This window comes from Vibrio sp. FF145, assembly GCF_041439075.1.
Lineage (GTDB): Bacteria > Pseudomonadota > Gammaproteobacteria > Enterobacterales > Vibrionaceae > Vibrio > Vibrio tasmaniensis_A.
Window position 1 is genome coordinate 20,362 of the sequence record NZ_JBGONH010000007.1, and the last position, 24,843, is coordinate 45,204.

Below are 24,843 nucleotides of genomic sequence, written 5' to 3' on the forward strand. Positions count from 1 at the left end.
CGCCCTTACCCACTCTGTATTGGTAAGTAAGGGCTAATAATCAATACGTTATTTGTTTGTCTCGTTTTGGCTGCGCGTGATCTCACGTTGTTTCCAGAGCTTAAAGATTGCAGGCAACACCAGTAGAGTAAGCAGTAGTGCAGACGCCATTCCGCCTATCATCGGTGCAGCAATTCGCTGCATCACTTCAGAGCCCGTTCCCTCGCCATACATAATTGGAATGAGGCCAATAATCACAGTAAGTACCGTCATCATCACTGGGCGAACACGCAGTCCTGCGCCCTCACGAATCGCATCCGTTAAGTCTTCACTCTGAAGTGCTTGCTGGTTCTGCTCCGCATCCAATTTCTTGTAGTGCCATGCTTGGTTTAGGTAGACCAACATGATCACACCTATCTCAACAGCTACCCCGGCAAGGGCGATAAAGCCCACACCCACCGCAATCGAGAAGTTGTAATTGAGGATATGCATTAGCCATAAACCACCAACCATCGCGAGTGGTAATGTCAGCATGATCATCATCACCTCACCGACACGGCGGAAGCTGAGGTAGAGTAACAACATGATGATGGCGATAGTGATTGGCACAACGACACTTAAACGCTCCTTCGCACGCTCCATGTATTCGTATTGACCAGACCATGCCAATGAATATCCAGCAGGCAAGACGATTTGATCGGTAACGACTTTTTGCGCCTCTGCCACATAAGAACCAAGGTCGCGACCTTCGATGTCAACGAACACCCAACCATTAGGACGCGCGTTCTCCGTCTTAATCATTGGAGGCCCATCTTCATAGCGAATATCTGCAACATCAGACAAAGCAATTCGCGCTCCATTTGGTGTCACTAACGGCAGGTTTTGCAGCTTAACGACAGAATCACGATAGCTTTGTGGATAACGGACATTGATTGGGTAACGCTCTAGCCCCTCAACGGTTTCGCCCACGTTCATGCCACCAACCGCAGTCGAGATAACCTGTTGCACTTCTTTAATGCTCAAGCCATATCGCGCAGCCGAGCGACGTTTAATGTCTATCGTCACATAACGACCGCCCGCAACACGCTCGGCGTAGACAGAAGCCGTACCACTCACGCTGTTGAGGATGGGTTCAAGTTGAGAGCCAATATCCTCAATCACGCTCAGATCTGGGCCTGAGATTTTGATACCAATTGGGGTTTTGATACCGGTTGCTAACATGTCGATACGAGTTTTGATTGGCATAACCCACGCATTGGTTAAACCTGGGAACTGAATCAGATCATCAAACTCTTTACGCAGAGACTCTGTAGTGACACCGTCACGCCACTGTTCTCGCGGTTTAAGCTGAATCACGGTTTCAATCATGGTTAACGGTGCAGGATCGGTTGCTGTTTCTGCTCGACCAATTTTGCCCCACGTGGTTTCGACTTCTGGAATGGTTTTGATGAGCTTGTTGGTTTGTTGCAACAACTCACGAGCCTTACCTATTGAGATGCCCGGATACGTGGTTGGCATGTACATCAAATCCCCTTCGTCCAAAGGAGGGATGAACTCGCTGCCAAGCTTACTGGTTGGGTAATAAGCAGACGCCATTAAGCCAAGTGCGATAACAATCATCACCTTTGGATATTTTAGGCTGAGGTTCAGAAGCGGTTTGTACATCGCCACTAGGCTGCGGTTGACTGGGTTTTTGTGTTCAGGCAGCACGTTACCGCGAATGAAGTAACCCATTAGCACAGGCACAAGCGTGATAGCCAAACCAGCGGCTGCGGCCATCGCATACGTCTTGGTAAACGCAAGTGGCGAGAACATCTTGCCCTCTTGCCCTTCTAGCGCGAACACAGGCACAAAGCTCAAGGTAATGATAATCAGAGAGAAGAAAAGCGGTGCGCCAACTTCTTCTGCTGCCTTACCAATCACCTGCCAACGGTTTTTATCAGTGAGCGGAGTCCGTTCAATGTGTTTATGAACGTTCTCGATCATCACGATGGCACCATCCACCATGGCACCAATCGCAATCGCTATTCCGCCAAGAGACATGATATTGGCGTTAATACCCTGCCAATGCATCACAATGAATGCACCTAAAATACCAACAGGCAGACTTAGTGCGATAACCAGTGATGAGCGGATATGGAACAAGAACAGCGCACACACGACGGCGACCACGATGAACTCTTCAGCCAGCTTCTTCCAAAGGTTTTCAACGGCTGAATCAATCAAAGTAGAGCGGTCATAAGTCGCGACAATCTCGACACCATCAGGCAAGCCAGCTTGCAGTTCAGCGAGCTTGGATTTCACCGAGTCGATCACTTCACTGGCATTTTCACCAAAGCGCATCACGATAACGCCGCCAACCGCTTCACCCTCACCGTTGAGCTCAGAGATACCGCGACGCATTTGCGGGCCAAGATTAATGTCAGCAATGTCACCTAATAGCAACGGAGTACCTTTGTCGGTCACTTTTAGCGGCAGAGATTGAATGTCTTCAATGCTTGTGAGGTAACCGGTTGTACGAACCATATGCTCGGCTTCGGCAATCTCAACAACAGACGCCCCTGTTTCTTGATTACCATCTTGGATTGCCTTGTTGACTTGCTGAAGCGTTAGGTCATAAGCACGTAACTTGGCAGGATCAATCTGTACTTGGTACTGCTTCACCATGCCGCCAACGGTCGCCACTTCAGACACGCCTTCTACGGTTTGCAACTCATACTTCAAGAACCAATCTTGCAAACTACGAAGTTCCGCTAAGTCGTGCTGACCAGTTTTATCTTGCAACACGTAGCTGTAAACCCAGCCCACACCGGTTGCATCTGGCCCTAGTGTTGGCTTAGCACTCGAAGGTAAGTTAGGTGCAACTTGGCTTAGGTACTCCAACACTCGTGAACGTGCCCAGTACATATCAGTATCGTCATTGAAGATGATATAGACATAGGAATCACCAAAGAACGAGTAGCCACGAACTGTTTCAGCACCCGGTACAGCTAACATGGCGGTGGTCAATGGATAGGTCACCTGATCCTCGACCACTTGTGGCGCTTGTCCCGGATAACTGGTTTTGATAATTACCTGAACATCTGATAAATCTGGAATGGCATCGACCGGTGTATTTTTAACGCTGTATAAGCCGCCAAATACGATGGCTACAGTGGCAACCAGCACTAAGAAGCGGTTGCTAATAGACCAGCGAATGATTGCATTGATCATAGTTCGCCCTCACCCGTGCTATTCGTCGGTTCGAGAGATTTGAGCACATAATCAGAACCCTGCTTCGCTACTAGAAACCGAATGGTTTGACCCTCGGCAAACTCAGATAAATCAAGGTCATCACTAGCTTGGAAATTCATTTCACCCGCTTTCCAATTCCATTCAGGGACAGGCTGATGTTTTACCGTAATCATGCCAAAATCTGCCATCAACATGGTAATGTCACCCGTTACCCAAACTTCGCCAGCGATCTTGTGTTTGTTGACCTTGTAATCAACAACCTCGTACTGGCCTGACTCTGTCTTTCTCATCTCGAAATCAATCGCCTTACCACGTTGCACGTCACTCATGTCCAAGCCTTCCGCAAAGGTGAAATTCATCACCATGCCCGGCCAATCCCATTCTGGAACAGGCTGATGGTTAATCGTCACCATACGACTGCCTTGCATAACATCGGAAATTTCACCGTTCGCCCATACGGTTTCAGCTTCTTCTTCAACACCATTGATGCGTGACAGATCAGCAGTTTGGCTCGATTCAGAATCCAACATGAAGTGCGCAGAAGTGACAATACTCTCACCTTGCTCTAGCCCTTTAAGCACCTCTATTTTTTCGCCAGCTTCACGACCAACCTCAATACGAGCAGAGCGATACTTGCCAGAACCTTCTGACATCACCACTCGAGTCATACCACCGGAGTGAATCACCGAAGATCTTGGGATAGTAAGAACGGCTTCATCACTAATGGGTTTCAGCGCAATATTGGCAAACATATTTGGCTTAAGCTCGCCATTTGGGTTGGAGAACTTCAAACGAACACGCAAGGTTCGAGTTTTTGGGTCAAGGATTGGGTACACGTAATCGACATTACCCAACCACTCTTTGCCAGGAATGGCATCTAGCGTCATCACCGCATTGCTGCCTGACGAGATCCAGTGCGCTTGACGCTCAAACACCTCAGCATCAACCCATACTTCGCCTAGTGGGCCTGCACTGATCACCGCTTGTGCAGGTGAAAGGTAACCACCTTCTCTGATATTCAGACTTGCAATGACACCATCGGCTGGTGCTTTAATTTCAATGGTTTGCGAAGCTTTGCCTTGTCGCGTAATAGCGCGGATTTGCGTCTTATCAACACCCAAGGTAATCAAGCGTTCAGTCGAGCCCTTGATCAAACCTTTACGACCCGTTTTATAAGCACTGATCAACTCTTCTTGTGCTTTAACAAGCTCTGGAGAATAGAGTGTGAAAAGCACATCACCTTTGTTTACCTTCTCACCCACTGCGTTGATGTAGAGCTTCTCAACCCAACCAGCTGCTCTTACGTTGGTTTGCCACAATGTACTTTCATCGAACGCCACATAACCCACGGTTTCAATCCGAGGAGACAGCGCTTCGAACTTAACTTTCGCTGTTTTGACACCCAGATTATTTTCTACCGACGAATCAATAAACACGGTTCCGGGCTTATCTTCGGCCCCGCCGTTCACATCGTCTGCATACACAGGGATAAGATCCATCCCCATTGGCGACTGGCCCGGCTTGTCTCGCTGATAATTTGGATCCATCGGAGCCACCCAATACAGAGGTTCATCCTTGGTTTGTTTACTTACTTCGGCGTCTGTACTCGTTGCCATTGCTGACATGTCGTGTGCTGGATTAATTAGAAAATGGTTCACACCAAAACCCAATGCACCACCGACCAATAAAGCGATTGTTGCTACTTTTACTGTATTCATTGTCTATTCCCTTATTGATTGGCTGTGTGTTTAGTTGCGCTTGAGCTGAGTTGTGGTTGGTTTACTTGGTATTCAAAGCCACTGACTAACGCCGCCAGTTTGCTGTTAACGATGTTGAGATCGGTGATCAAACGTTGTTGCTCTAACTTAAGCGCCAGCTCATCGGTCGTTGCTAAAATGACATCGTTAAACTGAGCGGTATTGTTTTGATAGCCCCTCTCAACCGCGCTGATTCGGGCTGCGGTTTGAGGAAGCAAGGACGTTTGATAGCGATCTAATCGCTGGATCAGATTTGATCTGTCCACCAGCAATGCGTTCACTTGCGCGTTCATTTGGGAAAGTAAGGTGTCTTTTTGAGATTTAGCCGCACCAACTTGATACTGAGCAGCCGATAAGTTTTTATCTTGTCGGCTCCCTGTAAACAGCGGGATGTCGACTGTCAGATAAGCACTCACAAGATCAGAAGCTGGTTCACCCGCCATGTTATTGGCTTGACGGTGTGCATACATCACTTCCACCCCAAACTGCGGGGTATAAGCTTGCTCGGCTAACTCAACCTGAGTTTGATTGGAGGAAATACTGACATCGGAGATCTTAACCAAAGGATGGTCAGTCAGTAGCTGGTAGTGCTTAGTTGAATCGATATTGGTCGCTAATTTGCTTTCCAACAACGACCAATCGATTTGGTTAGTTGCACTCAGTGTTCCCTGAGAATCAAGAACCTGAGAGCCTAGCCAATCAGAACCCAACCATTCAGAAAGCTGAGAGATTAAACGGCGCTGAACCTGCTGGTTTGCCTGTAGTTTCTCATCAAGCTTGCTCACTTGAAGCTGAGCATTAAGCAGATCTTGCGCTTCACTTTTACCAATCGAGTAATTGGTTTGTACATAGTTTTCAAGCTCAACCAGCAAACGACGATTTTGACGAATCACCGACTCAGCCTTTTGCTGATAACCTAACTCAAGCCAAAGCTGCGTCATGCGATTCGCAACCGTCAATTCTCTTGCTTGCACCTGCAAAGCTAAAGCATCTGCCTGTTGGCCTGCCTTTTTCTGTTGAAGGTTAAGTGTATCGCCACGCTCAAACTGCTGCATCAGCCCTACCGATATATTGGTCATCGGGTCTTCGTCGAATTGAAAGCTATCGACAGGCAAACCGCCAAATCCAACTTTTAATTTCGGATCCATTAAGGTCGAGCTGGCAATGCCCGTTTCTCGCATCGCTTGAGACTGAGCAAAGTACTGCTTGCGATTTCCATCTTCGCTTAACGCAATCTCAATCAGTGTATTGAGTTGCTGCGTCGAGCTTGCTTGGTCATGTGCTGAAATGCGTTGAGCATTTGAAGCTGACGCCGTGGTAGCCGCGAGCGTAGCACTTGAAAACAAGGCCATAGGCAAGGCAGCAGCAACCACTAAGCTCGTGTTCATGACAAACACAGAGGTTGTTGGTTTCATATTCACAGTGAATGTCCATATCTAGCGCTAATTAGCGCATAAAAAAGAATGGCTTATCAGATTTATCTAACTGATATAGCTGTATTTTTAGATATAGATTTATGCGGGAGGTGGGCGTAGCAAAGATTGAGCGCGTGCGACTTTCTGGCCAATCGTGACCGATTGAAAACGAGCTAATGAAAAGGAAAGTTGATCAACGGCTTGAACAGCCTGGATTGGATAGGGACTTGCAGAACACATTGAGGCACAGCAATCGGCACTCGAACAATGGTTACCCATCATCGGACTGCCGTCTTCGCTCATTGAAGACATATCGAATTGAGCCATCAAAGCATGAGCACTCATGTTAGAGTCTTCAGGGTGTACTTCTTCACTCATCACATGACACCCTGCCATTGAATCATTAACCGAAGTATCGCTGTGGTAACAAGCCGACTTGCTCGACCCCATTTCCATCATCATTACTTCAGTCATCAAGGCTGAGGAGCTTGAGGCATAGCTAGACATCAACATCGCAATGATGCTGAAAACAATAATCCAAGTTTTTCGGAATGTGTTTGTCATAGCTTACCTTTGAATTTACAACGCAACTATAAACGTTCCCCTTAGGGTAAGGTCAATGCCATTGTGCCGATATTTACCTGACCGTTGAAAAAGTATTCATCCTCTATTTCATCAAAATGAGATAATTCTTCGACTTTGCAGTTTTTTCTTTAAAAATTATCCAATTAGCTAGCGAAACCTCTATCTGTGTATTTTACTTAAGATAGTGCAACCACGATTCACGGATGATAAAAATGGCTAACAAAAAAAACGTCGAAGCAAACAAGAAAAATACAGAAATCAAAAATAAGAAAAGTAACAAGCTAGAACAAAAGAAACCAACACAAAAAAAGAAGCGCAGACTGCATTCACATCTAAAAGTGAATATCCCACTTTTTCAGTCACTCATGATGATTTTGCCATCATTGGCTAAACACGCTGCTGCAGAAAGTATAGACAATTCCAGCGACGCAGCAGATCAAGTAACCGCAAATAACGTGACCGAAAAAGATGTCACCGATGACCATAACAAGGCGGACTCATCAGCGGTTGCTCTCCAAGAAGCTCAAACGAGTGACAGCGACGTAAACTCCACCTTAAGTGCAAGTCATGCCGCCCATGGTTCGAGCTCTCACTTGGTTCCTTCTCATCATTTATCGACGCTTTCTCACCCGCAAGTTCATTACATTCCTTCGGTATCGATGCCGACTATCTCCTCAGGAAGTAACGGTCAGCCGATTCATTCGAATGCGCCTACGACGCCCGCTTTACCCGTCACCTTTATGCCAGAAGTCATAAAAGGTACGTACGGAGAGCTTCATGTTGATGCAAATGGTCAATACACATTCGTATTGAATCCAAATTCTCCTCAATACATACTGTTGAATCAGCACCAACCAGGTACTGACCATTTTGCGTTACACCTATCTAATGGCTCGAGCATCATTGTTCAGATACCGGTAACAGGTAAGCAAGACACGCCAAGTATTTCTGGAGACTTAACAGGTGTCGTAACAGAAGATCACAATATTGATTCACAAGGCTTGTTACATGCGAACGGCAAAATCGATGTCATAGACCCTGACCAAAATGAAAGTTCGGTTACACCGGAAGTTATCTCAGGTAAATATGGTTCATTAACTATCGATGCTGATGGACATTGGCAGTATCAAGTTGATAACTCGCTCTCTAATGTTCAAGCTTTAACCGCAGCCACTTCACTGCATGAAAGTTTCACAATTCACACCAAAGATGGCACACCGCAAACCATCGATATGACGATTGGCGGGAACGACGACAATGCAGTAATTACGGGTGTGGATGCTGGCACGTTAACTGAAGATTTAACGACACAAGTTCAAGGGCAGCTTTCGGTAACGGACTCTGATCTTGGAGAGGACCACTTTCAAGCCTCACAAGTGACTAGTAATTTCGGTACGCTAAGCATCACCAAAGACGGTGCGTGGACATACAGTTTAGACAACAATAACCCAGTAGTTCAAAGACTTGGCCAAGGCTCAACTGCGACAGACATCGTCACTGTTCACTCAGCTGATGGTACAGCGCATCAAGTTATGGTTACGATCAATGGCACCAACGACCATGCAGTAATCACGAGTAGTACAGCAAATTCACCAAGTTCGTTTTTCGCTATCGGGACAAGTAATGGCTCAAGCCAAGTTACTGAAGATAAAGACCTAACGGTTTCAGGCCAACTCAACATCACCGATATCGACTCAAAAGAGGCGCATTTTTCTAATTCCGACCTCAAGGGGACACTGGGTACTTTACACCTTAAAGACAATGGCGATTGGACCTACGATCTAGATAATAAAAATCCACAAGTTCAGGCTCTTGGTCAAGGCTCTGCGACAACAGACATCATAACCATCCACTCCGCCGACGGCACTCCTCATCAAATTGCAATTACCGTTAACGGCACCAATGATAAAGCCGTGATAAGTGGAACCAGTGCCGGCGCGGTAACCGAAGAGTCCCAACTTCAGACCTCGGGCATACTGACTGTTACGGATGTGGATACCGGTGAAGCGCACTTCGCTACTTCATCCACAGGAAGTACCGATATTGCAGGCTCGTTTGGTACGCTTCATCTGACCGATACTGGTTCTTGGACGTACGATCTTGATAACACTAACCCGACCGTTCAAGCATTAGGTAAGGGCTCGACAGCTACTGATACCATCACCGTTCATTCTGCTGATGGCACGCCGCATCAAGTGACTATCACAGTAAATGGCACTAATGACGCAGCTACTGTCAGCAGTGCGACCGTTGCCATCTATGAAACCGACAAAGCGGTAACCACCTCAGGCACACTAACCAGTACTGACGTGGATAACCCAGACAATGCGTTTACGCCGGGTTCTATTTCAGGCACCAACGGTGACCTGACTATCGATGCTAATGGTCATTGGGCGTTCACCGCGAACGGTGCGTTTAACCAATTAAACGTCGGCGATAAGGTCGAAGAAACCTTCACGGTGTCGTCTGTTGATGGCACACCGTCCACTATCAAGGTGACAATTAACGGTACTAACGACACCGCAACTGTCAGTAGCGCGACCGTTGCCATCGATGAGACTGACAAAGCAGTAACTACCTCAGGAACCCTAACCAGCACCGATGTGGACAACCCAGACAACACGTTTACTCCGGATTCCATTGCTGGCACCAATGGCGACCTCACCATTGATGCCACAGGCCACTGGGTATTCACTGCCAACAGCGCGTTTAATCAACTAAACATTGGCGACAAAGTCGAAGAAACCTTTACTGTATCGTCTGTTGATGGCACCCCTTCGACCATCAAAATCACTATTAATGGTACCAATGACAAAGCCGTGATAAGCGGAACAAGTGCCGGCGCGGTCACCGAAGAATCTCAACTTCAAACCTCTGGCTCACTGACTGTGACTGATGTTGATGCCGGTCAAGCACACTTCTCCAATACCGATATTGCTGGGACTTTAGGCACCTTACACCTCACTAATTCGGGGACATGGACTTACGACTTAGATAACACCAACCCAACCGTTCAAGCGTTAGGTAAAGGAACAACCGCTACCGATACCATTACTGTTCATTCTGCTGACGGCACACCACATCAAATTACTATTACGGTTAATGGCACTAACGACAAGGCCATCTTTGGCGGTACAAACTCTGGTGCAGTGACTGAAGAATCTCAACTTCAAACCTCTGGTACGTTGACTGTCACTGACGTAGATACCGGCGAAGCACACTTCTCCAACACAGATATCGTAGGCAACATGGGGACGCTGCACCTGACAGATTCTGGTTCTTGGACGTACGCTCTTGACAATACAAACCCTAACGTTCAAGCGCTAGGCAAAGGAGCAACCGCTACCGATACCATCACTGTTCATTCTGCTGACGGCACACCACATCAAATTACTATTACGGTTAATGGCACTAACGACAAGGCCATCATTGGCGGTACAAACTCTGGTGCAGTGACTGAAGAATCTCAACTTCAGACGTCAGGTACACTGACTGTCACTGACGTAGATACTGGTGAAGCACACTTCTCCAACATTGATATTGCAGGCACATTAGGCACTTTACATTTAACTGATACCGGCACTTGGACTTACGATTTAGATAATACGAATCCACAAGTTCAAGCCTTAGGTAAAGGCGCGACAGCGACTGATACTATTACTGTCAACTCAGCAGATGGTACGCCGCATCAAATTACCATTACGGTGAATGGGACTAATGATACGGCTGTAATTGGTGGGACTTCTGCAGGCGCAGTGACCGAAGAAACGCAGTTACAAACCTCAGGCTCGCTGACTATTACAGATACCGATACCGGTGAAGCACACTTCTCAAATACTGATATTAAAGGCTCGCTTGGGACATTGCATTTAACCGATGCTGGGCAGTGGACTTACGATTTAGATAACACAAACCCAACGGTGCAAGCCCTAGGTAAAAGCGCTGCAACAACCGATACCATTACAGTTACTTCAGCAGATGGTACAACTCACCAAGTGACCATTGCCGTTAATGGAACTAATGACAAGGCTGTTATTACTGGTACAAATACGGGAGCAGTTACCGAAGATCAAGATTTAACAAATCAGTTGAATGTTCACCCAAACTACATGCTTACACAAGGCAAGCTATTCATTACCGATGTAGATACGAATGAAGCTACATTTCCGATGCAATCTGGCATTGTTGGCGACCACGGGATCGGCTCATTTACACTTATACCAAGTGGCATTTGGCTATTTTCCGCAGATTCAAAACAAGCGGCTGTTCAGGCTTTAGGTGTTGGTGAAACTTTAACAGAGTCGACAACAATAACCTCGGTTGATGGCACACAGAAAACTATTTTGGTAACCATCAATGGTACCAATGATGCACCTGTTATCACCCCTGTTGCGACGCAAACGGTAACCGAGGATGGCAGTAAAACCATTACCTTCCATGCAACGGATATTGATACGACGGATACGTTGACCCCGAGTGTGTCAGCGACACACGGTAGTGCCTCGCTGAATGCGCAAGGTGAAATCGTGTTTACGCCTGATGCTAATTACAATGGTCCTGCTACAGTTGTTCTTTCAGTAACTGATGGGCATACGACAACCAGTCAAACTATCAATGTTGATGTAACACCGGCAAACGATGCGCCTGTTATTAATCCGATTGTGCCAGTGAGCGCCACTGAAGATGGTGCAGTAGTCACAGGTCAACTCACCTCAACGGATATTGATACGGGTGATACTGCAACCTTCACAACCACATCAACACAGGGTGGATTTACACTCAATACAGATGGTAGCTACAACCTAGACCCAACAGATGCAAGCTTCCAACACCTTAAAGCAGGTGAGATAAGCACGTTCACTATCCCTGTTACCGTGACCGATTCTGCAGGTGCAACAGATACTAAAGATTTAGTGATTACGGTGACGGGCACGAATGATACGCCGGTCATTAGTGGTGTCGATACGGGGGCATTAAAAGAAGATGTGAGCGCTAATCCTCAGAGTAATGAACTGACTGCGACAGGTAAGTTAGATATTGTCGATATAGATACAGGTGAAGGTAGTTTTGTATCCCATGGATTTAACAAAACGGCCCTACAAGGTCATTATGGTAAATTGGAGATCAGTCAAGATGGGAGCTGGAGTTACTCTGCCGATAATTCTCAAACAGCGGTTCAATCCTTAGGCGAAGGTGAGCAGTTAACAGATACAATTAAAGTGACTTCGAAAGACGGTACAACGCATGATGTCGTGGTAACCATCAATGGCACTAATGATAAAGCCGTGATTGGCGGATCTAATACTGGCGCAGTAACAGAAGAATCTCAACTTCAGACCTCAGGCACACTGACTGTCACCGATGTCGATACAGGCGAAGCACACTTTGCGAATACTGATATCCAAGGCTCCTTAGGTACATTACATCTAACAGATAATGGCGCTTGGACGTACGACTTAGATAACACTAACCCAGCAGTTCAAGCGTTAGGTAATGGCGCAACCGCTACTGATACCATTACCGTTCATTCAGCCGATGGTACACCTCATCAGGTCACCATTACAGTAAACGGCACTAATGATAATGCTGTGGTCGGTGGAGTAGATACTGCAAGTGTCACTGAGAAAGCGGCTGGAGATAATATGTCACCAGATCATGCTCAATCGGGTATGGCGACACTTCGAGTTAGTACACTAAACGCTAATGGACATTTATCTGTGATTGATCCTGACTCTGGTCAGTCTGGCTTTGCTGATAATAATGTGGGGTATAACTATCACGGTACATATGGTGACTTAATTTTAAATCCAAATGGCGATTGGAATTACTATGCCGATGCTGGAAGTCTCACTCACATTGGTGGAAGGCCCACGACCAGAGGCTCCGCTATCGATAAGTTAGGTGAGGGTGAAACACTCACAGACACTATCACCGTTCACACAAAAGATGGAACACCACATAATATAGTCATCACTATCAATGGTAGTAACGACAGGCCTTATTGCTCTTCAGAAGTACAACTCAACGCAGGTACTGAAGATACGAGACAAACCATTACAGCTGCACAACTGTTACAAAATTCAATAGATGTCGATAAAAATGACTCTGGACTGCTTACAGTAGCAAACCTTCATCCAGATCACGGCTCGATTTTAGATAACCAAAATGGTACATACACTTTCACACCAGAAAAAGACTATAACGGTAAAGTTCATTTCACCTATGATGTCAAAGATGCACATGGCGGTGTCACTCATACTGGAGCTACCAGCAGTTTAAGTGCAGTTGCTGATAAAGCGGTTATAAGCGGTAGTGATACCGGAACGATTATTGAAGATCATAATGTGGGTCACAGTTCATTACAGCCTGTCGTTGCATCGGGTTTGCTGAGTGTGACAGATCCTGATGCAGGGCAAGACCATTTTCAGGTCAATCTGTTATTAGGAGAACAGGCGATTCACGATCCCTTTGGTGGTTTTTTACGCATTACACCAAGTGGCGCTTGGGGATATGAAGTCGCCAATAGTCGCTTGCAATCATTAGCTGAAGGTGAGGTAGAAAAAGTTGTATATCGTGTTTATTCTGCAGACCACACTGCTCACGATATAACAATAACGGTGACAGGCACCAATGATCAACCGACCATAACTGCGACGACACTTGCACATGGCACTGAAGATACACATTACCAAATGCAATCTAGTCAGTTTGGGTTCAACGATATCGACACAGGCGATACGCTACATTCCATAGCAATCACAGATCTACCACCAGCAACACAAGGTAAGTTTGTGCTTGATGGACACGATGTTACAGCGGGGCAACACATCCCTACAGCTGACATCAGTAAGCTTCAGTTCGTTCCTGCGCAAGATTTTAATGGCGATGTTCAGTTTAAATATACTGTTAACGATGGGCATGATGACTCACAAGAGGCTACTAACACTCTTCATATTGATGCGGTTGGTGACACAGCAGTAATCACTGGAACGACAACTGGCGATGTCGATGAAGGGCATGGTACCTATCATGATCGGTCACCAAACTACGCACAGCTTGGGATGGCTAAATTAACCAATGACCCTTTATATACTGATGGCAAGTTAGAGATTATTGACCCAGACACTGGCGAAGCACAATTTGATACAAAAGGCATAGGCTACTCCTACCATGGCACTTATGGTCAATTAATACTAAATGCCGATGGTAATTGGCATTATAAGGTTACCGTTGGTAGTAACCAACAAAACGTAGCCACAAAGATCGATCAATTAGGCGATGGGCAAGAATTAACAGATACGATTACCATTTATTCTAAAGATGGTACTGCGCAAGACATAGTCATTACCATTCATGGTGATAATGATAGACCTTATATCAGTTCTGAAGTAACACTTTCCACAGGCACAGAAGATACAGCTCTTACTTTCACCAAAGCTGATTTATTAGCCAATACTGTCGACGTGGATGCCAATGACGCAGGTAAGCTTTCCATTGAGAATCTGTTAGTCGATCACGGCTCTGTAGTCGATAACAAAGACGGCACCTACACTTTTACTCCAACCAAAGACTATAACGGCCAAGTTCATTTTAGCTATGACGTCACAGATGCGCATGGCGGAACGACTCATACAGGAGCAATCACAACCCTTGCAGCAGTTAATGATGCCGCCACATTTGCCGGTGACTCCAGCAGCATAAAAGAAGATACAAACATTCACCACAACGCGCATATCACGGGGTCAGCAACTATTCCAGATGCCCTTTCTTGCCATGGGCACCTGATTGTATCTGACGCTGATGGTCATGGCGAAGCTGCATTAGATCTTAAGGGGCAACCGAAAATCTCTCTGGATGGAACCTATGGTCATTTCGACATCACTAGTACTGGGACATGGGTTTATAAAGCAGACAACAAGAGTACGCAGATTCAAGACTTAGACAATGGACAAACACTCACAGATAGCATTGAAGTCACATCAAAAGACGGTACCAAGCATTCAATTACCGTCACTATTAACGGGACTACTGACGCTCCTACTCTACACAGCCTCAGTGATTCTGGTGTTCAACATAGTGGTCCAGTTGAAGGGAATCTACTTACTGGCTCTGGGACGGATCAAGGATTGAGTGGTGCAGCAACAGACACCGATTCCAACGCACATCTGGTGTTGCAAGATATTCAAATAAAAGACCCGGTGTCAGGTTATGTCGCGGTAAGGCCTGGGCAACCACATACTATGGCCGGTATCGGTACACTCGCGATCGAAGCGAATGGTCATTATACCTTCACCCCGGAAGCTGGCTTTACAGGTAAAGTGCCAAGTATGGTTTATCGCGTCGGCGATGATGGCGGTAACCCAATAGGAGACTCTTCTCAAAATTCTCTCTCTATTGAAGTCACCCCTCCTCTACAACATGCGCCAACGGTGACAGGGCAAACCGTTTCTACAAATGAAGACATCACCAGAACCTTTACGACCAGTGAATTTGGTTACAGTGATCAAGATGGCGATGCGTTACAGTTCGTGACTATTAGCAGCATACCGAGTCATGGATTATTACTTCTAAACGGTAACGCCGTAACCGCCAACCAGCAAATCAGCAAATCAGCAAGGCTGACTTAGACGCAGGCCATTTAACTTTCACGCCGAACAATAATGAAAACGGCGCCAACTATGCGCAATTTACATTTACTGCGAATGATGGCCATAAAAATTCGGCAGGCGCAACGATGGTAGTGGATGTCAATGCAGTCAATGATGCACCTATCGTTGGATCGAGTTTTATTAGTTCTTTAGAAGATAAACCTCATGCGTTCACCACCGCAGACTTTAAATATTCTGATATTGATGGAGATGCGTTAAACCACATCACGATTACCAATGTCGCCCATGGCGTGTTATCGCTGAATGGCACCACAGTGAATGTTGGTGATGACGTCAGCGCCTCCGACGTTTCATCACTCATCTTCACCCCAACTCACAACTACTTTAGTTCTGGTGTCAGCGGATTAGGGGCGGTGCAATTTACCGCAAACGATGGTCATCTTGATTCAAAAGAAGGGTCAATACTCATTAATATAGCGAGTGTCGCTGACCCTGCAACATTCAGTGGAGACTCCACAGGAGTGGCAAAAGAAGACATAACACTTCAAGCTTCAGGTACGTTGACGGCGAGTGACCCTGATGGAACAGCAGGGTTTACCGCGGTACAGGGTGGAGCTGGAATAGCCGGAAGCAAAGGCTATGGGCACGCTCATATCGATGTAAATGGTCACTGGACTTACGACCTTGACAACAACCATCCTATAGTTCAACAGCTTGGCGAAGGTCAGACAGACACTGAAACCATCACGGTTCAATCTGCAGATGGCACGCACCATGATATCGTGGTTACCATTACCGGCACCAATGACGCACCGATTCTCGGCGTTAACCAGACATCATCAACAGCAGGTACATTAACAGAGACAGATGTAGACGTTAATGACACTCATATGTTCTCTGTCGTCAGCTCAACAGGGCAATTCGGTTCATTGTCGGTCGATCCAAATACTGGTGACTACGTCTACACACCAAATACGTCTATCACAGGAATGAGTTATAACTCTGCCACCAACACCTATCATGGTGTCGATGTATTCGAAGTAAAAGTCAGTGACGGCCATACGGAAGATTCGAAATTCATCACCTTTGATGCCTCGGGACATGTCACCATGTCACCAACGGGTAGCTTAGTCACCTCGACGACTGTTCTGCACCAACCTGTGGTAACTACGACGCAACCAACCTTGCCTTCAGGCACTAACGTCGCGCCAACGAACACCGTTACTCTGGATCTCGCGTCAACAAGCGATTCAGGTTCATCGCAAACTGACAACCTGACCAACGACACTACCCCAACGATTACCGGACACACTGATATTCCATTCTCGAAAGTCACTATTTACGATGGTTCCACACCAGTTGGACACTCGGTATCTGATGCCTCTGGCCAATATAGTGTTGCCGTAAGCAGCTTATCGGAGGGCGATCATAATCTATCCGCCAAAGCATTGGCTCCTTCGTCAGTGCTACCGGCTACCTCTTCGCTTCTTTCCGTCCATATAGATACACAAGTACACGTCGGTATTCAAACAGACCCAATTACCGCCGACAATGTGATTAATGCTCAAGAATCCAACAGCTCCATTGACATCACCGGATCCGTTTCTGGCGATTATAATGCAGGCGACATTGTGACTTTAGATGTAAATGGGACACAGCATACTGGCGTGGTCGATGCAAAAGGACACTATTCAATTGCCGTACCTGGAAGTGAACTCATTGCCGATGCTGACCAAAAAATAGAGGCATCAGTAGCGGTAACAGATAGCGCAGGTAATAGCGCTCATGCCACTGCAGATGTTACTTACCAAGTCGATACACAGGTTAGCGTTCCTACGATTACCTTTGAAAACGCAGGGGCAGACAACTTATACAGCAAAGCTGAAATCGCCCGAGGACAAGCAAACACGATCACTGCAACCGTTACGCCTCCTGGTGATGCCAAAATCGGTGAGCATCTTGTCGTTAACGGTCAGGATCATGTATTAGATGCTCATACTCTACAGCACGGAATACAAATTGAAGTTCATCCGGGTTCTAATGTACAAGCAACAATGACTGACGAACACGGAAATACCGCAGGTAGCCAAGGTTTTGCTGCAAGCGCTATTCCTGAACCAATTATTGTCAGACCGCCATCGGGAAGCCACCAAGTGTCTGGCACACTTGGGGTGCCACCACTATTACCATCGTTAACTCCGGTACCAACAGCACAAAGCGGTTGGCGAATCCATTTACCTAATGGACAATATGTCACCAGCCACCATGGGCAATATGGAACATTAACCATTGACCCTCAAACCGGCCACTTACATTACCAAGAGCAAGCTCAGGTTCATACGGGCCCACATGGCAGCGCTTCAGGTATCGGTCAACACGAAGATAAATTTGAAGTAGCATTACAAGGGTCAAATCAAGATGAAGTGGTCGCCCATGTGAACATCCAGATACTCAGTCATGGGCCAGGAAATAGTGGAAAGCTGACAGTTGGAACTGAAGTGGTTGATATGACGATCACACCTTTAGTCCATACATCGCACCCTGCTCCACCGCCACCGCCTCCTGTTCAACATGACGAGCCAGACATGGCTTCGCAAGCCGACTTTACGGTCACACTAAGCGATGATAGCAATCTAGATTTAACCCAGCAGACCCATCAAGAACCCGATCAGAAAAGCAGTCACCATGGTGCAGCCGCTTATCTGGATGCATTGGGCATTAAACCCGATGCGACATCGACAACGGTTCACGATCAACCTGCGGATATGGATATCGTACTTGCACAAGTCGACCAACCAGATGCAGCAACACATGACCAAGCGCACTTGGATATGTCAGACGCGCTGGAACACCATGATGCAAACATCAACCATAACCAAGATGATGAGCACCACCACCACAACGATATCGATGGGTTACCGGACATTGATCCTAACTCATAACTTCAAGTGTAAGGTGCCTAATGCCTAATGCCTAGTGCTTAGTGCTTAGTGCTTAGTGCTTAGTGCTTAGTGCTTAGTGCTAGTAACTTACCGCTTAAACTCTAGGCAAGCAAAATCGGGAGCATTAATTGCTCCCGATTGTTTCTCTCTAAAGAACATACAAACTTGAAAAAACGACAATCAAAAAGGGAGCACATGATGTGCTCCCTTTTTATTATTTGCTGTTGTTATTCGTATACTCTCAACGACTCTCTATCACGATTACCTTTCACCAAATGCGACACTGACATTGGTGTAAATTGGCTTCCACAGGTATTGGAAAACGGACTTCTCACCGGTTGTAATATCTACCTCGCCCGTCATACCTGGCAAGATAGAAAAGCTCTCCGGATTATTACGGAAATAGGGAACATCCACCGAGACGACTACTTCATAATAGATTTCACCGCGTTCGCTTTGACTTGTGGTCGGTGAAATACTCTCAACCGCCCCTTTTAGCGCCCCAAAGCGGCTGTAATCAAACGCATCAATCTTGATACGAGTCGGCTGCCCTACACTCACAAAACCAATATCTCTTGGTGACAAACGAGCTTTAAAGTCGGCTTTCCCGCCAACAGGAACAATTTCAACCACTGTCCCACCCGGCTGAATAACACCTCCGTTCTGTGTACTTGGCAGGCTTTGCACTAAACCTTGTAGCGGCGACACTAACATGGTGTTGGTCAGTTTCGCTTGGCTTGAACGTACTCTGGCGTTCAGGGCTGACAAGTCAGAGACGGCTTTAGAACGATCATCGCTCACTTTAGCTTTCGCCTCCGCCAGAAGCTGTATAATTTTTTGGTCATTACTGTCAGCTTGTCTAATCAATACCGACTTCTTGCCACGAGCTTCTTCAATTTTCTGCTCAATACTGGCCAGTTTTTGACGCATTTCAAGCACACGTAAGCGTGAAATGTTACCCGACTTATAACCCTTTTCTAGTATGTTTAACTCTTGCTTAGTCGCATTTAACTCTTTCTCATAACTAGGCAAGGCCTTTTCTACGCTACGAAGCTGCTCTGCAATTTGCTCGCTCTCTTTCTCAAGCACCACACGCTTTTGGAAGTAGAGGGCTTTTTGCGCATTCAGCTGCGCTTTTTGTTGGCTGACGATCTCTGGGTAATCGACCTCAAACTCAGCAAGGTTAGGCTCACGTTGCTCAAGCAGCGCATTCATACGTTCCACACTGGCTAGAAGCGTCACTTGTTGGGACTTTAGCTCTTCAAGGGCGGTACGCTGGAAAGTGGCATCAAACTCAACAAGCGGCTGGCCTTTCTCAACCAACTGCCCTTCTTTAACGAGAATTTGCTTTAACTTCCCGCCAATCGCGCTTTGTAATACTTGCTTCTCGCCTTCTGGAATCACAGCACCTTTGGCTTTGGCGATTTCATCAACTTGAGTGACTACAGACCAAGTGGCAAAAGCAATAACACATAAGGCAACCGACCATGTGGCCAGCGCCAATGTACGAGCCGTATTTTGTGATTCAACAAGTTCACCGTAGCGCTTGCCCTTCTCGATAGATTGTTTAGTCATTAGCGACTCCTTGCTTAGACTCTGATTGTTCTTGTTGGGCTGCATTTTGTTGAGCAGACGCCTCTTGAGTTGACGGCTGTAGCTCTTGAGATAACGGTTGCTCAGATAACTGCGGTTCTTGAGAAGCTTGAGGCTCTGAAGGCTGTTCCTGCTTCGAAGACTGCTCCGGCTCTAATGGACCGGCATAAACCACTGCACCTTCATTTAATACCACCACTTTATCGGCAAGCTTGATTAAATCCGGATCGTGGGACGTGTAAATCACCGTTGCTTTTCCTTTTTTCGACTGCACAAACTCACCAAATATACGTTTAGCATTTGGGTGAGCATCAGGCACAGGATTATCCATTAAGAACATTGGGTAGTCATAAACCAGCGCTTTTGCATCAATTAGGATCTGCGCGACGCTGCCAGACAACATGTCAAAAAGGCTGTCCGGTTGAATACTGCTGATGGAAGTATCGAGCCCACCTGATAATGTCTCGAACCAACGCTTTCCGCCGACCATTTCAATTGCAGAGATCATTTTCTGATCTTCGACTTTGTGACCGTCGTTTAGCCACTCTCGAATACTCAGCGTAAGCAAATCAGGATATGCGGCTCGAATGAAACACCAGTGGCGATAAAGCTGCGGATCGTATTGAACGAGGTTAACGCCTTCAAGCTCAACCATGCCATTTTGGATAGGCTGCAAGCCAGACAGCACTTCAATTAATGTTGATTTACCGCTCCCAGAAGGGCCGGTAATCGCGACAATTTCACCGGCTTCAATATCAAAACTCACACCATTCAAGGCCGGGCGACTCTGTTTGGGATAGCGCAGTGTCACTTGCTCTAATTTCAAGTTAGGCGCTACCACAGGTAACGGGTGATGCTGGTAACTGAATTCACGCTCAGACGGCTGAGACAAAATACGGTTCACTTGCAGCTTGGATTGATTAAAGCTATTAAAACGCATCGCACTGTTTGCCAACACCTGAGCTGGACCCGTCACCTTAGATATCAACATCATTGAAGCAATCAAACCACCGGGCGTCATCACTTGTTCAAAAATAAGTCCTATTCCTAACCCCATCACGGCGAGTGTCGACCCCACACCAATGAAATAGTAAATCGAGGTGTACCGGCTCTGGAGAACCGATTGATTAAAGGTCACTGTTGAAGCAAGAAGATTGGCCTTTTTGAAACGTTGAATCCAGTGCTCTGAAAATCCAGCACTGCGAATAAAGGCAAGCTTGGATGACAGCTCATTAGTCATGTTTTGACGATTCGTACCTGCCACTGTCGATTGCATAGAGCGCTTGCTGCTAGAGCGTATCGAGCGTTTTGCTAGCAAGTAATAAAGGATTAAAGAGACGACTGGAACCAGTACCAACCATCCGCCTAAAACACCTATCGCAAGTACAAAAATAAGAATGAATGGTAGGTCAAACAGCGCATTTCCTAATGGCCCCGATAGCACACCTGAAATACGCTCTGACAACATCACTTGGTTTTGCTGACTAGAAGAAGCTGTTTGCTGATTTTGAGCATAGCTATTACGAAGCAGACGCTGCACGAGGGATTGAGAAATCTCACGACTTACTCGGTTGGAAACTGAAGCAAACACTCGGCTACGTAATGTTCTCAACCAACCCATCATCACAAACAACAACGCCGCGCCAATGGCGATACCTTGCAATTCATGCCCTGCATCACCACCAATCACATGGTCATAAATCGACATCGTGATGAAGGGAACAGCAAGCGCAAATAAGTTAGTGATAAAGCTGACTAGCAGCAATTTAGGAATAATGGGGCGAAACGCATGTAGTCGTTCGCCAACCCAATCAGGAGAGGCCTTCTCTAGTGGTGGACCTTCGATAACAATACAAAACTGAGGGACATCGGTAATGTCGTCATTGGCATTAAAGGCAACAAATTGCTTGGATTCTAAATGACCAGAGACTAGCTCATGTTCACCAAGTACCAGTAAGACCAATTTATGTTCACCAACTTCATCTAGGTTGGCAACCAAGCGATAAGGCAGTGCAAGCCTGTCGAACAAGGCAAACATATCGTCGATTGATTCAATGCCATTTTCATCAACCCATTGATGTGCGAACAACTGGATATTAGCATTAACTTCCAACTGCTTAAGAACGGAAAGGCTCTCGGTTTCTAAATGATTCATCACCTCTTGTCGACCGCTGGTATCTGCACGGTTGTTCGTACCTGAAGGGTTACCAATATCTAAACGATTCATACGACGGCCTCCTGATTGCTCTCGCTGTCGACCGTAATAGCTCGACTTTCCACTGTAATGATTCGATTAGCAAATTCGCGAAGCTTCGAATGGTAGCTCACCATCAGTATCGTGCGTCCTGCCGTCACTTCTTCTTCCAACACCTTAGCTAGATTCCCAAGGGCGTCTAAATCAAGTGAAGAATCCGGCCTTTCCAACATGATTATGGGTTTATCACTTGCCAATTGAGCCGCGATATTGAGCATTTTCACGTTACCCATACTCAACAAAGAAGCACTCGTATGGCCAATTTGTGTCTCTAGTCCATCAGGTAATCGAGTGATTTCCTTGGTTAAACCCAAACGCTTAGCATAGTCACTGGCGCTATGTGTTCTCTCAGGATCAAACCCGCACAAGTTGTCGAGAATAGTACCCGACACCAACTGCCCTTTAACACCGCAGTAGGCTGCAATGTTGGTTACGGATGCGATTGAAACGGCAGCTCCGTTAATAGAGCACTCACCCGCTTTCAGATCATCAATACCTGCAATCGACGACAATAAATGACTGTTGGTGTGGCGGTCTTCACTCTCTAACAATACCAACTCACCTTTATTTAGTATGACATCTGCTTGAGCAAGTTCACCGTATCTTTCAACGGTCGCTTGCTTGATTTCCAACGTCTCAAAGTCAGATAAGTGGCTCTCAGCTTGCTCATAGTCTGAAGATTCCGATAGTGACAAGTCACTCAATTTTTCTATTGCCTGATTGGCACTGTGTATTGAATTAAGCTTGATTCGAACCCCCACTAAAGCACTTAAAGGTGCAACCGCTCTGCCCGATAAGATAGAACATGCCGCCAATCCACCTGTGGTTAACTGGCCATCCAACACCCATAAGCTGCCAGTGATCACGAGTAAAACTGACGTGGCTAATGCAGCAAGCTGAATACATTCTTGGGCGAAGGCGTTCTGTTCTTCTTCTCTCGCTTTAGACTGAGAGCGAACATTATTGAGGGATTTAAATTGATTGAAGATTCGAGACTCAACAGCCTGACGTTTGATTCCTTGAATGGTTTGGCTTAGCAAAATTAAAAACGCTTTTCGCTCCTGCTCATCTTGGGAAGCTTCTTCACTTAGGCTTTTAACGCGAATAGAAGATAACCAAACAATTCCGAGAGTAATCAGCCAAACTGCCAAAGGTATCGCCACCAGCTCACCGCCGATGTAAGCCACCAAACCCAAGAAGATCAATGCGAAAGGCAAATCAATAAAGCCTGCAATCACCCCACCGGAATACCAATCTTTGACTTTTGATACAGAGCCGAGTCCTTCTTCTACACCGCCAACACCAATGTGGCGAAGATGGCCTGATGAAGCCGTTGTTACTCTTTCAACCAAGGTTTGATAGGTCGCTTTCTCGGTATTGCTGGCCGCGGCTGACAAAAGCCAAGTACGCACAAACCGGATTAATGCTTCCATGGCAACAGCCAACGCTGCACCCGCCAACAACAAAGTGGCAGTACCGTAACTTTGGTTAGGTAAAATACGATCGTAAATTTGTAAAACCGTTAACGGAACGGCGAGAGAGAGAAGATTTATGAGTAAAGAAGGCAGTAGGACTTTCCCCACCACCCCTTTGTTTTTCATTGAACTTGCGGGCATACACAATCCTTATCCATGCTTATGAAATAAGATTGGTACACCATGTTGAGTATTGCAAGGTAACGGACTGATTTAACGTGTTTTTCAATATAAATATGACACAGATCTTTCTACACAAATCTGTGGCTATACCCGTACCTTAAAAACGCACCTTACAAATGCTCGTTACAAGCGCTCCTTACAAACAATTGTCGTAATCCGTTATCGCCGGCTTTAACTTTGAAAAGTCTGAGTTACATAAATACGGTCTCAACGCTTCAAACTTCTCTTCTGGCCACTCGTATATTTTGAATGAAATGAGCTCGTCAATAACGGATTCATCAAAGCGGTGTTTAACGACTTTAGCTGGGGAGCCACCGACAATACTGTAGGGAGCGACGTCTTTAGTCACCACACTATTCGCTGCAACTACAGCGCCTTCGCCAATCGTCACACCGGGCATCACCATCGCTCGCATACCTAACCACACCCCATCTTCAATGTGAGTATCGCCTTTGCCAATGTAGGCGTCGTCGATAACATCCATAAATGGATACAGTGAAAACCAATCAACTCTGTGTGTATGGTTGCCACCCATTAAAATCACAACCTCTGCGCCAATGCAGACATAATCGCCGATATAGAGTTCGTCGATTTTCCATCGAGGCTCCCACTGGCGGCTGACTTCGTCGCCGTGTAAATAGCGCACTACCGATTGTTCAAAACCATTATCCCAGCAATCGCTGTAATAACTGTGTTGACCTTTTACATGAATATTGGGGTTGGTTACGACTTCATGCAGCAACTCGAATTTGGACCAATGCTTCTTTTGCATTTTTACCTCTGAATGATCTATTTAGTTTTATTCGTTAACTATCAA

General features: G+C 46.2%; 10 protein-coding genes. 2 read left to right on the top strand and 8 right to left on the bottom strand.

Going from position 1 to position 24,843, the window contains the following annotated elements; translation table 11 throughout:
* Nucleotides 1–48: 48 nt before the first annotated feature.
* From ACED42_RS04450 to ACED42_RS04465, 4 genes are all read right to left on the bottom strand, one after another.
* Entirely contained in the window at nucleotides 49–3,192 is a 3,144-nt protein-coding gene (locus ACED42_RS04450) for an efflux RND transporter permease subunit (RefSeq protein ID WP_371701573.1), read from the bottom strand.
* Nucleotides 3,189–4,931: an efflux RND transporter periplasmic adaptor subunit gene (locus ACED42_RS04455; RefSeq protein ID WP_371701575.1), complete on the bottom strand. Its 1,743-nt coding sequence runs from the start codon at nucleotides 4,929–4,931 to the stop codon at nucleotides 3,189–3,191. Before ACED42_RS04455 ends, ACED42_RS04450 begins: the two co-directional genes overlap by 4 nt.
* An 11-nt stretch (nucleotides 4,932–4,942) precedes the next feature.
* Complete coding sequence (locus tag ACED42_RS04460) at nucleotides 4,943–6,385, bottom strand: TolC family protein (protein WP_371701643.1); 1,443 nt, start codon at nucleotides 6,383–6,385, stop codon at nucleotides 4,943–4,945.
* A 99-nt stretch (nucleotides 6,386–6,484) separates the two neighbouring features.
* A complete protein-coding gene (locus ACED42_RS04465) occupies nucleotides 6,485–6,949 on the bottom strand; it encodes a hypothetical protein (RefSeq protein WP_371701577.1) in 465 nt (154 codons plus the stop codon).
* Nucleotides 6,950–7,182: 233 nt separating this feature from the next.
* Here ACED42_RS04465 and ACED42_RS04470 point away from each other — a divergent pair, with 233 nt between their 5' ends.
* A complete protein-coding gene (locus ACED42_RS04470; RefSeq protein WP_371701579.1) occupies nucleotides 7,183–15,597 on the top strand; it encodes a VCBS domain-containing protein in 8,415 nt (2,804 codons plus the stop codon).
* 107 nt (nucleotides 15,598–15,704) lie between these two features.
* Nucleotides 15,705–18,521 (top strand): VCBS domain-containing protein, encoded by a 2,817-nt coding sequence (locus ACED42_RS04475; protein WP_371701581.1) that lies wholly within the window; start codon nucleotides 15,705–15,707, stop codon nucleotides 18,519–18,521.
* A gap of 261 nt (nucleotides 18,522–18,782) precedes the next feature.
* Here ACED42_RS04475 and ACED42_RS04480 read toward each other — a convergent pair whose 3' ends face one another.
* From ACED42_RS04480 to ACED42_RS04495, 4 genes are all read right to left on the bottom strand, one after another.
* Nucleotides 18,783–20,096, bottom strand: coding sequence for an HlyD family type I secretion periplasmic adaptor subunit (locus tag ACED42_RS04480; protein WP_371701583.1), 1,314 nt, complete (start codon nucleotides 20,094–20,096; stop codon nucleotides 18,783–18,785).
* Nucleotides 20,089–22,341, bottom strand: a complete 2,253-nt coding sequence (locus tag ACED42_RS04485) for an ABC transporter transmembrane domain-containing protein (RefSeq protein ID WP_108122450.1) — start codon at nucleotides 22,339–22,341, stop codon at nucleotides 20,089–20,091. The genes ACED42_RS04480 and ACED42_RS04485 overlap by 8 nt, the downstream gene beginning before the upstream one ends.
* Nucleotides 22,338–23,984: an ABC transporter transmembrane domain-containing protein gene (locus tag ACED42_RS04490; RefSeq protein ID WP_371701585.1), complete on the bottom strand. Its 1,647-nt coding sequence runs from the start codon at nucleotides 23,982–23,984 to the stop codon at nucleotides 22,338–22,340. The genes ACED42_RS04485 and ACED42_RS04490 overlap by 4 nt, the downstream gene beginning before the upstream one ends.
* A gap of 178 nt (nucleotides 23,985–24,162) precedes the next feature.
* A complete protein-coding gene (locus ACED42_RS04495) occupies nucleotides 24,163–24,798 on the bottom strand; it encodes a CatB-related O-acetyltransferase (protein ID WP_371701586.1) in 636 nt (211 codons plus the stop codon).
* Between the last annotated feature and the right edge of the window lie 45 nt (nucleotides 24,799–24,843).

Bases quoted from the DNA above. Each gene is read 5' to 3' on its own strand.
- ACED42_RS04460 (WP_371701643.1), bottom strand. From the start codon at position 6,385: ATGAAACCAACAACCTCTGTGTTTGTCATGAACACGAGCTTAGTGGTT.
- ACED42_RS04465 (WP_371701577.1), bottom strand. From the start codon at position 6,949: ATGACAAACACATTCCGAAAAACTTGGATTATTGTTTTCAGCATCATT.
- ACED42_RS04485 (WP_108122450.1), bottom strand. From the start codon at position 22,341: ATGAATCGTTTAGATATTGGTAACCCTTCAGGTACGAACAACCGTGCA.
- ACED42_RS04495 (WP_371701586.1), bottom strand. From the start codon at position 24,798: ATGCAAAAGAAGCATTGGTCCAAATTCGAGTTGCTGCATGAAGTCGTA.
- ACED42_RS04450 (WP_371701573.1), bottom strand. From the start codon at position 3,192: ATGATCAATGCAATCATTCGCTGGTCTATTAGCAACCGCTTCTTAGTG.
- ACED42_RS04490 (WP_371701585.1), bottom strand. From the start codon at position 23,984: ATGCCCGCAAGTTCAATGAAAAACAAAGGGGTGGTGGGGAAAGTCCTA.
- ACED42_RS04475 (WP_371701581.1), top strand. From the start codon at position 15,705: ATGGTAGTGGATGTCAATGCAGTCAATGATGCACCTATCGTTGGATCG.
- ACED42_RS04470 (WP_371701579.1), top strand. From the start codon at position 7,183: ATGGCTAACAAAAAAAACGTCGAAGCAAACAAGAAAAATACAGAAATC.
- ACED42_RS04480 (WP_371701583.1), bottom strand. From the start codon at position 20,096: ATGACTAAACAATCTATCGAGAAGGGCAAGCGCTACGGTGAACTTGTT.
- ACED42_RS04455 (WP_371701575.1), bottom strand. From the start codon at position 4,931: ATGAATACAGTAAAAGTAGCAACAATCGCTTTATTGGTCGGTGGTGCA.